Raw genomic sequence first — 12,809 nt, 5'->3', positions numbered from 1 at the left:
CCCGTCGATCGATCGATTCAAGTTCGGCGGGTTTGGAGGTGATCTCCATTTTGAGTTTAGCAGCGGCTTCATCGACGAGATCGATCGCTTTATCGGGCAAAAACCTGTCGGCGATATAACGGCTAGAAAGGGTAGCGGCGGCAACTAGCGCGGAATCGCTAATTTTGACGCCGTGGTGAACCTCATACCGCTCTTTGAGTCCCCGCAGGATCGAGATCGTATCTTCAACGGTAGGTTCGTTCACCTGTACGGGTTGAAATCGCCGTTCTAGGGCGGGATCTTTCTCGATATACTTGCGATACTCATCGGTGGTTGTCGCACCGATACAGCGCAATTCGCCCCGCGCGAGCATCGGTTTGAGCAGGTTGCTGGCATCCATCGCGCCTTGATTTCCGCCCGCACCGACGACGGTGTGGAGTTCGTCGATAAAGAGGACGATTTGTCCGGCAGATTCGGTGACTTCTTTAAGTACCGATCGCAAGCGTTCTTCAAATTCGCCTCGGAGCTTGGCTCCAGCGATCAAGCTGCCCATGTCTAAAGAAATTAACGTCCGATCTTTAAGCGATTCGGGGACGTCGCCATTAACGATCCGTTGTGCCAAACCTTCGGCGATGGCAGTTTTACCGACACCTGGCTCGCCGATCAGGACGGGATTATTTTTCTGGCGGCGCGATAATACCTGAACGACGCGGCGGATTTCTTCATCGCGCCCGATTACCGGATCCATTTTCCCCGCTCTGGCGGCTTCGGTAAGATCTTTACCGTATTTAGGTAGAGCGTCTCCACTGGTTTCGGCAGCTTGAGCTGGTGGTTTGGCTGGCGTACTCCGCACCTGCTTAATGGCGGCTTCCAATTGCGCGCGATCGAAATTATAAGCTTTGAGCAGACGTCTACCGACCCGATCGTCTTCACTTAACGCGATAATCAAATGTTCGGTACCGATCGTCGGCTCTTGCGAACTGGCTCTGGTGGCTTCAGCTCGATCGAGTAATAGATCCAATCCCCGTCCCAAATACAAGTCGGCAACTCGATCGATGCGCGGCTGACGGCTGGCAAATTCTTGTAATTGTCGTGCCAATTCCTCAACATCTACCCCGACACGAGCCAAAATTTTGGAAGCTACATCCTTTTGCTCCAACAGCGCGATCGCGACATGCTCGACTTCTAAGTTTTGATTGAACGATCTCCTGGCTACGTCTTGCGACTTGACGATCGCATCCCAGGCTCGTTCGTTAAATTTTGTAGGGTCTGTAGGCTGCATTTTAGATTATAAGGGAGCGGTCTGATGGGATTGGTGCGGTAGGTCTAGGCTTTAGGCTTTAGGCTTTAGGCTTTAGGTGTTAGGTGTTAGGCTAGATTGTGTTTTTGGCACAAGCACAACAGTCATACCCGCGTGCAAGTATAGTCCCAGCGGGAGCGTCAGGATCGGTCATCAACACAGCCGATTGCTAATCGAGTAGCGATCTCGTAAAGATTTTGCTGCAAGCAGTTGAGACTGCTGGCGATACCGTGGCAACCTATACTAATATATTCACAGATTAAACGGCCACCTTCAATGTCTCGATGCTCGTGCGGGAGCTACTCCCCAATCGACCTAGATCTAGATATTGTACTTGAGTTAACCTTTCTATTATTGTATCGCTGTCCAGCTACGGTTCAAAATACATGGCATACCTATTAGCAGGCGATCTCGGTGGCACAAAAACGCTTCTGAGCCTAGTAATTCCAGCATCAGCCGATGCGATCGCCCATTCTGGCTCGGAAAAACTAGCGACATTTCAGCAGTCGTACCGCTCTCAAGCATATTCTAGCTTCGTGCCGCTGGTGGAGCAATTTCTCGCTGACGCCCAAACGCACCTGGCTGGAGAAATCACTGTCAGTTCTGCCTGTTTTGGAATTGCGGGAGCCGTAATCGATCGATCCTCCTATTTACCCAATCTCGACTGGCATATCGACGCCGATCGACTTCAATCAGAGCTAAATATTCCCCAAATTAGCCTAATTAACGATTTTGTTGCGATCGGCTATGGGATCTCCTGCTTGTCAGCAGCAGACGTCCACACGATTCAGGCGGGACAGCCGCGAGTCAATGCTCCGATCGCTGTAATTGGTGCTGGGACGGGGCTGGGTCAGTGTTTTTTGGTTTATAATGGGAATGACTATCAAGTAGTTGCTGCCGAAGGCGGACACACCGACTTTGCCGCCCGCTCGACCCGCGAGTTTGAACTATATCAATATTTGTGTCAGCACAAACAACTCGATCGGATCTCCAACGAACGCGTGATATCTGGATCGGGTATAGTGGCGATCTATCAATTTCTGCGCGATACTAGTAATCTTTCCGAAACGCCCGAAGTTGCTAGTGTAGTTAAAGCTTGGGAGTCCCAATCGGCAACAGCAACCGATCCAGCGGCTCTCATCTCGGCTTGTGCGATCGCCAAAACCGATCCGCTCTGTGAAGCTACCATGGCCATGTTTATTTCTGCCTATGGTGCCGAAGCCGGGAATCTCGCCCTCAAAATCCTCCCCTATGGCGGATTGTACATCGCGGGCGGGATTGCGACCAAAAACTTACCGTTGTTTGGGGATGGAACTTTCCTCGGTGCATTCAATCACAAAGGTAGAGTCAGTAATTTACTCACGAACATTCCCGTTCGAGTCATTCTCAATCCACAAGTCGGTTTGCTCGGTGCGCTCGATCGAGCTGCAAAATTAAGAATTGATGCTTAAAAATTAATTAAGCCTCGATTCGGCTTAATGTTACTCGGACGATCTGACTACACATCTCGCCCGACCTTTGCTAATTTTCCCCACTTTCGATCGGCTATATATAAGCCCTTGCCTAGTATGTAACCGATCTCACAGTATATTTGCAACCATCGTGTCAAACTTTGGGTGTAGGTGAGATATTAGTTAATTAGGGGTAAAGTGGATAAAGTATTAAGATTGTCAATGAGAAAAACATTAAAAAATAATAAAGGTTATAATAATCGGTAGTGGTGCTAATACAAGGAGGTCTATGTTTCTTAGACTAGCAAATCAACATCAAGAATTCGTCAAAGACCTGGTTATGAGCCTTCAAGCTCTAGCGACGGTGCTAGAAAGACGCGGCTACGAAGCTGCTTGCTATACGTGTGGAGATCGGATGAACAGTGCCAACTTTATGGTCAGTCTGGCTCCCAATCATCTGATCCGGTTTTTGGTATCTGACTATGGGATTACCTGGACGGAACTTCGCGACGATCGCGAATTAATGAAATTGGAAGGTGCAGAGGCAATCGCCCAACTGCAAGAACTCGCCAATCTGCTCAAAGTTCAACTTACTACCAACACACCTGTTTCGATCGGCTAGTCAACCAGATCGAATCTTAGGTCATATCGCCATCGAGCTACCAAAATTGCTCGACCAAGTTAGCCCCCCGATCGACTTAGTGCCAGATTTGTCGATCGCCTACGGTAGGCTACGCCAACGACAGCAACGGCTATTAATTTTAATCGATCGCACAATATCGAAATACCAAGAGGCTCACCCAACGCTCGCATCTATTCAGATCGTTAGAGAGCCTCCCCCGTCTCAATCTAGAACCTTACAGATTGAGTTAAACCAAGAATTTTTGACCGTCGAGCATTTCCATCCCAAACACTTCGCTAAATACGCGCACGATCTGCCCGCGCACGAGATCGACATCGATATTCGGGATAAACTCAGCTATACTGCCAACAGATCGATCGACAATGCCGCAAGGTACGATTCGATCGAAGCCACTCAAATCCGGACAGACATTCAGCGCGAAACCATGCATGGTAATCCAGCTCGTGACTTTGATCCCAATGGCTGCGATTTTGCGTTCTGCCAGCCACACGCCAGTTAAACCATCGATCCGGTAACCATGCAGATCGTGCAAAGCCAGCACCCGCAAGACAACTTCCTCTAATTGTCTGAGATACCAGTGTAAATCTTGCTGATAATGTCGCAGATTGAGAATCGGGTAAGCAATAATTTGTCCCGGACAATGATAAGTTACCTCACCACCCCGCTCGACGCGATACAATTCGTACTCATGCTGCTCGCGATCGAACTTGACAAATTCTAAACTAGATCCAGTACCCAGCGTATATACAGGTGGATGCTCCAAAATTACCAAAGCATCGGGTATATTTCGATCGACAATCCGTTCTTTCTGAAGCGACTTTTGCCAAATCCAAGCAGTTTGATAATCGATGACGCCACAATTGTATAACAAACATTGATGTTTGCTAGTGAATTTCCGCTCAGGGTAAGTTAACATTATTTTGCGAAAGCTTGAGATTGAGTAACGATAAACTGAAGACAATTAAGAACAAAATTAAACCGATCGTGCAAGCATAACTCAGATCGGGATTGCTCGAACCAAAACCCTGTTGATACAAATAATAAACCACCGTTTTAGAACTATTACGCGGCCCGCCCTGAGTCATCACATAAACTTCTTCAAATATTTTGGTCGCCGCGATCGCCGAAATCACGGCAACCAGCAACATATAGGGACGCATCAGCGGGATCGTAATATCCCAATGTTTGGTGTAACTATCCGAACCATCAATCGCCGCAGCCTCATACAAATCGGCAGGAATCGATTGTAATCCTGCCAAATAAATGGTCATATAATATCCCAATCCTTTCCAAATCGTCACCACCATGACGCTAAATAAAGCCAAACTCGGACTAGTCAACCACGGTACGGGTGGAATCCCGACAACTTGCAGTAATTGATTGAGTAGTCCATTTTCAGCATAAATAAACTTCCAAGCAATTCCCGCTACCACCATCGAAATAATTACAGGCACATAATAAGCCGCCCGAAAAAAACTCATTCCCTTCAGCTTTTGGTTGACGGCAATTGCCAGTAGTAGCGGCGCAAATACCAAGATCGGCACGACACCACACAGATAGAGGATGGTATTTCTAATTGTCTGCCAAAAGACCGCATCTTTGAATAATCGATCGAAATTAGCCCATCCTTGCCAACTTGCCGTCTCCGCGATCGGATCGTAATTAGTAAAGCTCAAATAAAAAGCCTGCACTGCGGGTAAAAACACCGTCAAACCCAGCAATAGTAGCGCAGGCGCGAGAAATAGATAAGGCGTCCAATTGACTTGTCGCAGGCGCAGCATGGGGTGTGGGGAGTTGGGAAAAGGACAGTGGGATCGATCGACTAACACATGACACAGATCTGATGCCTAAATTGTCAAGCTTAAATCTAAGTCTAAACCTTATCCTCTATTTGTAACCCTGTTAAGGCGAGCGGATGTACTAAACGCGAACGGCGATCGATTGGAACCATAAAAATTAGCGCGAACGATTTCAATCGTTCGCGCTAGTCGATCTAACGGCTCTCCTGATATTTTGGGGAAATAGCGCACTTAAAAGAAACCCCTTTCCCCTTTACCCCTTTCAGCAAGTCTTCCCAATCGCCATAACCTCAGGAGAGCCTTGAGGTTGATAGTCTCGACAATCGATCGCCTCTTCCGAGCAGGCGAGGTGAGGATTGACAGTACATTTGAGATAGCAACTATTGGTAAAATACTTACACTTATGACAAGGGACTTGATGTAGACGTTTGACATAAACAAACCCAGTTTTCCAGTGATAAGCGACAGTCCAACAGGTACCAACTACCATACACCAGGACAATAAAAAGCAAATTAAAATCATTAGTTAAACTCCGCACCCGTGAGTTGACATAATATTATTTCTGGTTCTAATTTTTGCCAAAATTGTTGAATCTGATAACCGACTAAATCTGGATGGAAGTGATGAAAAAAGTGTCCGCCTACTGGAATCTGCCAAATTTTATCTTCAGCTTTAAAATAGCTAGTCCAACCATAGAGTGCGGGTGAAGTAATTGCCAAATCATCATGAGCACCACCAATCATCACAGGCATATTGACTCCACCTTCAGTCAAAATATCTAGTCGAAATAAAGAGTGACTGGATGGAGCCTCAACTAAATCTCGATCCAATCGATCGGCAAGATCGCGAATACGGCTCGGACAAATACCTGGAAACAGATCGATCGCGATCGACCGAAGCAGAAAATCTCGATCGCATCGAGCAGATTGCAGCCGAGCATAGTAATAAGAATGCCAATTAATTCCCGGTTGTACGGCAACACTGAGTAAGACTAGAGATGCAACTCGTGTTGGATATTTACGCGCATAACTTAAAGCAACGACACCGCCAATTCCATGTCCGATTAAATGTACGGGACGATCTGTATTAGCTAAGTATTCATCTAACAAGTCAACAGCATTATCGATCGAACTACCTTCATCTAAGGTTTGATAATATTCCCAAAACTCAATTTCGGATACTTTGGCCAGCCGAGCGAGTAGATGACGATGAAAATATTTGAGGCTAGGGCTAGCACTAACCCAGAGAACTTTAGGCATATCGATCTTTATTATCTAAAAAAATGGTGGTAACTTCACCACCAATATTGGACTAATAGGATAGGATTTTGGATAAATTACGCAAATTATTTTTTGATTTGAGCTACTCAAATTTTCATAGATTCGTCTGTAAGTTCTGATTGCATCAGCCTCTATCCACAAAATCTCGATCGCCCATTTCATAGGTGCAACTAAAATATGCCATGCACCACCACCAAGTAAAATTGCACCAATTCATAAATGTCCACCAATAATATCTTCTAAATTTTGTTCTCATTTATCTAGAATTTTTGAGTTCGTGCTGAGAAATCGGGCAAAAGTAATTTCTACCAAATTTCTCAGTCTTTATCTGTGAACAGCCATTGAGATCGAACGACCCAGTATAGACAATAGACATCGATCGTGTGCCATTCTCATCTCCACTCCCCGATTAAAGGCTACTAGCCTCGAACTTAAAAAGGAAGACTTCTCAATAGTGAACTAAGCATTACGCCGATTTCGATCGAGATGAATCCCGATCGAGCGATTCGCATTGTCCACAGATACCTGGAGAAACTTATCAGCCTAGTATTAACCGCCCAATAACGAGCAATTGGGAAAACATCGACCGAGCTAGCCGCGATTGCCACCAATTGGGCGCATTAGCTTATTGACTATTAATTTCAATAAGTTATTCAAGATATTATCACAACTATTGAGAATTAGTATCATTTGCTAGAGATTTTGTGAATCTTAAGCTCGATCGATCGGTCGCAGTTCTCCAAATTTCAAGGGCACCAAGTCCTCTATGCCATAGATGCCACCAACCTCCGCTCGTCAAATCGGACTCGATCTGTAAGTCCCGCGATCGCTTAGTAGTACAAAAGCTTGCCTTGACACAGATCGCCTACACCCCAAATCCGATCGCCAATAACTACCAACTTAAGTTAATAAGCGATCCCAGATCCCAATTTTGTACTATTGTGTAAAAGGAGCGATTAAATCTAGTGCTGTGACTTAGTAAATACCAGGAGTTTGATTCCCTGCGATCGACTACCAACGTAAATTGAAAGCTCCCCAACTCCGCTCAACAGGCACAACTAGCAAAATCTTCATGTTTGGTCTTATCGGTCACCTCACCAGCTTAGAACATGCCCAAGCCGTCGCTCAAGACTTAGGCTTTCCAGAATATGCCGACCAAGGGCTGGACTTCTGGTGCAGTGCCCCACCGCAGACAGTAGACCATATTACCGTCACGAGTGTTACGGGGCAAAAAATTGAAGGCTACTATATCGAATCTTGTTTCTTGCCCGAAATGTTGGCAACTCGCCGCATCAAAGCCGCGATTCGGAAAATTCTCAATGCGATGGCACACGCCCAAAAACAAGGCATTCAGATCACCGCTTTAGGTGGATTTTCTTCGATTATTTTTGAAGAATTCGACCTGCAACAAAATAAACAAGTTCGCAACGTCGAACTAGATTTTGACAGGTTTACTACTGGCAATACCCATACAGCCTATATTATCTGTCGGCAAGTTGAAGAAGGAGCCGCCAAACTTGGGATCGACCTGAGCAAAGCTACTGTCGCTGTCGTCGGTGCGACGGGCGATATCGGTAGTGCTGTCTGTCGGTGGCTGGACAAACAGACTCAGAGCGCAGATTTACTCTTAGTCGCTCGCAATCAAGAACGTCTCCAGAACCTCCAATCCGAGCTAGGACGCGGCAAGATTGTCACCATGGAGGAAGCATTACCGCAGGCGGATATCGTCGTCTGGGTGGCAAGTATGCCCAAAGGTGTCGAAATCGATGCAGCTAGTTTGAAACAGCCCTGTTTGCTCATCGATGGCGGCTATCCCAAAAATTTGGGCACCAAAATTCAAGCTCCAGGCGTATATGTCATGAATGGCGGTATCGTCGAGCATTCGCTCGACATCGACTGGAAAATCATGAATATCGTCAATATGGATGCTCCCGCCCGTCAACTATTTGCCTGCTTTGCCGAGGCAATGTTACTAGAGTTTGAAAAATTGCACACCAGTTTTTCTTGGGGTCGCAATCAAATTACGATCGAGAAAATGGAACAAATCGGTCAAGCTTCACTCAAACACGGCTTTCGTCCGCTATTATCTTTTGTTGGGGGATAGGGAATTAGGTTTTAGGCTTTAGGTTTTAGGCTTTAGGCTCTAGGCTTGAGGTTTTAGGGAAAAGGGGAAAGGCGAAACGCGAAAGGGAAAAGGAAATATATCATCCACCCATCTACTCATCCACCCATCCACCCATCCACCCATCCACCCATCCACCCATCCACCCATCTACCCATCCACCCCTTTATCCCCTCTCCCCTAAATGGCTGGTAACGAAAAGAAGCCCTTTTTATTAGAATTTGAAAAACCGTTAGCAGAATTGCAAGAACGGATCGAGCGAATTCGCGAACTTGCTGAAGAAAGCAGCGTCGATATTTCTAGTCAAATTCGACAGTTGGAGACTAAATACGTGCAATTGCGCGATGAAATTTTTAGTAGCCTCACCCCCGCTCAACGCTTACAGCTAGCGCGACATCCTCGTCGCCCTAGTACGCTCGACTATATCCAAGCAATTTGTGATGAATGGATTGAGTTACACGGAGACCGTCGCGGTAAAGACGATCCGGCGTTAGTTGGCGGGGTGGGCAAATTAGCGGGGATTCCGGTAGTATTATTGGGGCATCAGAAGGGACGCGATACCAAGGATAATGTCGCCCGAAATTTTGGGATGGCTGCTCCAGGTGGCTATCGCAAGGCGATGCGGCTGATGGAACATGCCAATCGGTTTGGAATGCCAATTATTAGTTTTATCGATACTCCAGGGGCTTGGGCAGGGCTGGAGGCCGAAGAATTGGGCCAGGGCGAAGCGATCGCGTATAATTTGCGCGAGATGTTTCGCTTAGATGTGCCAATTATTTGTACGGTAATTGGTGAAGGTGGTTCGGGTGGAGCCTTGGGAATTGGCGTGAGCGATCGATTGATGATGTTCGAGCACGCGGTTTATTATGTAGCTAGTCCCGAAGCTTGTGCCTCCATTCTCTGGAAAGATGCGGTTAAATCTGTGCCAGCATCCGCTCAGGCTGCCGAAGCTCTCAGAATTAATTCTCAAGCTGCTGAAGCTCTCAAAATTACTGCCAAGGACTTAAAAAATTTGGGTATTCTCGACCAAATTTTACCAGAACCGCTTGGTGGTGCGCACGCTGATTCGATTCGGGCAGCGGAAGTGCTCAAAGATGCGATTTTAAAGAATTTACAGCAATTGCAATTATTACCATCAGCCGAACTTCGATCGCTTAGATACGACAAATTCCGGCAGATGGGCATCTTTACTGAAGGATAATTGTCAGATTAATGACGGGCGATTCCTTCGTATTTCGGTATTTCAGCACCCTCAATCGAAAAAATCATCGCTGCGGGATCGCTAATACTTAGGATTGTGAATTCGATGTTATAATTATCCCGTAACAAAACTTTACATATTGCTCGACTCTGGGCAAATTTCCTGGACTAGATGAATCCGATCGCAACAACTAATCGAACGGCATTAATTACAGGCGCAAGTAGTGGCATTGGCAAAGCCACCGCTCTAGCTTTTGCAAAAGCAGGGATAAATCTAGCATTGGTAGGACGTTCTCAAGATAAATTAACCGCAGTAGCCCAAGCAGCCATCGCTGTCGGCGCAAGCGCAAAGACCTACGTAGTAGATTTATCACAACTCGATCGCGTAGCGACACAGATTGCCGAGATCGCCACAGACTCTGACAATCTAGACATCCTCGTCAATAATGCCGGAATGGGTTACACCGGAACGATGGGAGACACTCCTCTAGACGATTGGCAGCGAGTTATCGATCTCAACTTAACTAGCGTGTTCCAGTGTATCCAAGGAATTTTGCCCCACATGCGCCGTCAGAGATCTGGCACGATCGTCAATATATCTTCGATCGCTAGCAAGCAGGTATTTCCTGACTGGGGTTTGTACTCAGTTAGTAAATTTGGCTTGATGGCACTAACTCAAGCGATCGCGCAAGAAGAGCGCGGACATGGCATTCGCGTGAGTGCGATCTGTCCCGGCTCGGTAAATACTCCCATCTGGGACACAGATACCGTCCATGCCGACTTCGATCGATCGGCCATGCTAACTGCCGAAATGGTTGCCGAAAGCATCTTGTACGCCGTTCTCGCCCCTGCTGGTGCGGTGGTTGAAGAACTGACGATCTTGCCTAGTGGTGGAGCACTCTAGCCAACCCGTCATCTACCAACTCAGTTTCATCCTTTTTATTTCTACATCTATTCAGACAAAACATGACTATTTCATCTCCCCAAGGTAGTAATTCCACTGGCAACGAGCGGGTTGGTAAAATCGATTCTAGACCCGATCGCAATACCCACAATGGCGAGCCAGTTAAAATTCACGATCCTGAAGAAGTCAGCCTCGAAGACATGATGGCGTCAGTTCGCCAGATTATTTTGGGGGTAGGCGAAGATCCAGATCGCGAAGGGTTACTCAAAACTCCCAAACGGGTGGCTGAATCGATGCGATTCCTCACTAGTGGCTACAATCAGTCTCTGGACGATATCATCAATGGAGCCATTTTTGATGAAGGTCATAATGAGATGGTATTGGTTCGCGACATTAACTTTTTTAGCATGTGCGAACACCACATGTTGCCGTTTATGGGCAGAGCACACGTCGCCTACATCCCCAATCAAAAAGTCGTAGGATTGAGCAAATTAGCACGGATCGTGGATATGTACTCCCGCCGGATGCAAGTGCAAGAAAGACTCACCCGTCAAGTCGCTGAGGCACTCCAAGAAGTACTAGAGCCTAAAGGGGTAGCGGTTGTAATGGAAGCCAGCCACATGTGCATGGTAATGCGCGGCGTCCAAAAACCTGGTGCGTGGACGGTTACCAGTGCGATGCTGGGTGCATTCCAAGAAGATCAACGTACCCGAGAAGAGTTTCTCAATCTGATTCGCCATCAGCCAGGAGCTTTTTAATGGATAGTGGATAGTGGATAGTGGATAGTGGATAGTGACTAGATAGTACGTAGGTTAGGCTTCTTACATCAGTTCGACATCACCAACGTTATAGGTACAGTTATCGATCGACATTTAATTCGGCCTAGCTACTTAGTGGATAGTCGATAGAAAATTGGATGAGGTTGATGAGTTAGCAGATCGGACAGCGAACTAACGCAAGCTCAAGCGGTGAGCCGTAAACACAAAAACACTATTCACTATTCACTATTCACTATTCACTATTCACTATTCACTTGTCTTCCTTCTCCGGCATCGCTCGGAACAATATTTCACCTCATCCCAATTAGCTTCCCACTTTTTGCGCCAGGAAAAAGGTAGGTTGCATACGGGACAGACTTTGGTAGGTAGATCGGCTTTCGATCGATGGCGTGGCATGATAGCTATTAATCAATAAATGTACCGTGAGTATCTCTCTCAATCATATTCGGATTGTCTTGGTAGAGCCAGCTGGTGCCAGAAATATCGGCTCGATCTCGCGGGTGATGAAGAATATGGGATTGACACAACTGGTAATTGTCAATCCTCGGTGCGAAGCTCAGGGCGAGGAAGCCAGTAGAATGGCCGTACACGCGATCGATTTATTACAAGCCGCACGAATCGTTCCCGATTTAACCACCGCCTTAACAGGTTGTACGCGAGTCATTGCCACTACAGGTAGAGAAGATCGAGCCATTCCCACTCAGCTAGAAACACCCAGACAAGCCCTACCCTGGTTAGTCGATAGTACCGAACCGACAGCTTTACTATTTGGACGCGAAGATAGTGGCTTGACCAATACCGAATTAAATTATGCTACCCGTTATATTCGGATTCCAGTTGGCTCGGAATATAGTTCGCTCAATTTAGCCCAAGCGGTGGGAATTTGTGCCTATGAAATCCAGATGTATGCGAGTCAGATCGATGATAATTTGCAGACTATTCATTCTCCAATTCCCCAACCAACCGATCTCGCACCTGTTGAGTTGGTAGAAGGTTATTATCAGCAATTAGAAACTTTACTATTAGAGATTGGTTATTTATTTCCCCATACTGCCACACCGCGCATGGAAAAATTACGCCGTCTCTACAATCGCAGCCAACTTTCACAAAATGAAGTAGCTTTATTACGCGGTATGCTCAGACAAATAAAGTGGGCGATCGATCGTCACCCCACCACCTAAATCGAAAACTTGCGCGATTTGGCTCGGCAATCTTTCAAAAGCATCCAGATGTATAACAATTTACACAAATCGATCGGGTGGTAATTGATAGGGTAAGAGGATGTTTGAAAAGTCAGGAGAGAGTTAAATTTTATGCCAAACGCCTAACCATGATACGGATCATCGCTAAG

General features: G+C 46.5%; 13 protein-coding genes. 7 read left to right on the top strand and 6 right to left on the bottom strand.

Annotated features, from left to right (window positions below):
- Positions 1–1,261: Clp protease N-terminal domain-containing protein (locus tag C7B77_RS11745; protein ID WP_146138279.1), on the bottom strand; the 1,261-nt coding region annotated here is incomplete at its 3' end.
- A gap of 404 nt (positions 1,262–1,665) precedes the next feature.
- Here C7B77_RS11745 and C7B77_RS11740 point away from each other — a divergent pair.
- Both C7B77_RS11740 and C7B77_RS11735 read left to right on the top strand, forming a co-directional pair.
- A complete protein-coding gene (locus C7B77_RS11740) occupies positions 1,666–2,730 on the top strand; it encodes a glucokinase (protein WP_106304502.1) in 1,065 nt (354 codons plus the stop codon).
- Between the two features lie 289 nt (positions 2,731–3,019).
- Positions 3,020–3,352 carry a DUF1815 family protein gene (locus C7B77_RS11735; protein WP_106304499.1) on the top strand — a complete coding sequence of 111 codons (333 nt, stop codon included), beginning with the start codon at positions 3,020–3,022 and terminating at the stop codon, positions 3,350–3,352.
- A gap of 247 nt (positions 3,353–3,599) precedes the next feature.
- On the opposite strand, the gene lipB is transcribed toward C7B77_RS11735, so the two are convergent.
- The 4 genes from lipB to C7B77_RS11715 all read right to left on the bottom strand — a co-directional run bounded on the left by lipB (position 3,600) and on the right by C7B77_RS11715 (position 6,432).
- Positions 3,600–4,289, bottom strand: coding sequence for a lipoyl(octanoyl) transferase LipB (gene lipB / locus C7B77_RS11730; RefSeq protein WP_106304496.1), 690 nt, complete (start codon positions 4,287–4,289; stop codon positions 3,600–3,602).
- A complete protein-coding gene (locus C7B77_RS11725) occupies positions 4,273–5,154 on the bottom strand; it encodes a carbohydrate ABC transporter permease (RefSeq protein WP_106304493.1) in 882 nt (293 codons plus the stop codon). The genes lipB and C7B77_RS11725 overlap by 17 nt, the downstream gene beginning before the upstream one ends.
- A gap of 280 nt (positions 5,155–5,434) precedes the next feature.
- Positions 5,435–5,662, bottom strand: a complete 228-nt coding sequence (locus tag C7B77_RS11720) for a hypothetical protein (protein WP_245894168.1) — start codon at positions 5,660–5,662, stop codon at positions 5,435–5,437.
- 32 nt (positions 5,663–5,694) lie between these two features.
- Entirely contained in the window at positions 5,695–6,432 is a 738-nt protein-coding gene (locus C7B77_RS11715) for an alpha/beta fold hydrolase (protein WP_106304487.1), read from the bottom strand.
- 1,093 nt (positions 6,433–7,525) lie between these two features.
- Here C7B77_RS11715 and C7B77_RS11710 point away from each other — a divergent pair.
- From C7B77_RS11710 to folE, 4 genes are all read left to right on the top strand, one after another.
- A complete protein-coding gene (locus C7B77_RS11710; RefSeq protein WP_106304511.1) occupies positions 7,526–8,557 on the top strand; it encodes a long-chain acyl-[acyl-carrier-protein] reductase in 1,032 nt (343 codons plus the stop codon).
- 202 nt (positions 8,558–8,759) lie between these two features.
- Positions 8,760–9,776 carry an acetyl-CoA carboxylase carboxyltransferase subunit alpha gene (locus C7B77_RS11705; RefSeq protein ID WP_106304485.1) on the top strand — a complete coding sequence of 339 codons (1,017 nt, stop codon included), beginning with the start codon at positions 8,760–8,762 and terminating at the stop codon, positions 9,774–9,776.
- Positions 9,777–9,947: 171 nt separating this feature from the next.
- Entirely contained in the window at positions 9,948–10,679 is a 732-nt protein-coding gene (locus C7B77_RS11700) for an SDR family oxidoreductase (protein ID WP_181243824.1), read from the top strand.
- A 62-nt stretch (positions 10,680–10,741) separates the two neighbouring features.
- Positions 10,742–11,437, top strand: a complete 696-nt coding sequence (gene folE, locus C7B77_RS11695; RefSeq protein WP_106304482.1) for a GTP cyclohydrolase I FolE — start codon at positions 10,742–10,744, stop codon at positions 11,435–11,437.
- 267 nt (positions 11,438–11,704) lie between these two features.
- Here the strand turns inward: folE and C7B77_RS11690 are convergent, their stop codons facing one another.
- Positions 11,705–11,854, bottom strand: a complete 150-nt coding sequence (locus C7B77_RS11690) for a DUF2256 domain-containing protein (RefSeq protein ID WP_106304479.1) — start codon at positions 11,852–11,854, stop codon at positions 11,705–11,707.
- 26 nt (positions 11,855–11,880) lie between these two features.
- Between C7B77_RS11690 and C7B77_RS11685 the strand changes: the two genes are divergently transcribed.
- Positions 11,881–12,639, top strand: a complete 759-nt coding sequence (locus tag C7B77_RS11685; RefSeq protein ID WP_181243823.1) for an RNA methyltransferase — start codon at positions 11,881–11,883, stop codon at positions 12,637–12,639.
- Positions 12,640–12,809 lie beyond the last annotated feature (170 nt).

The sequence above is a fragment of the Chamaesiphon polymorphus CCALA 037 genome, assembly GCF_003003845.1.
In the GTDB taxonomy this organism is placed as follows: Bacteria; Cyanobacteriota; Cyanobacteriia; order Cyanobacteriales; family Chamaesiphonaceae; genus Chamaesiphon; species Chamaesiphon polymorphus.
Note: the sequence above shows the minus strand (reverse complement) of the source record. Positions and strands in the feature narration are given on the sequence as shown.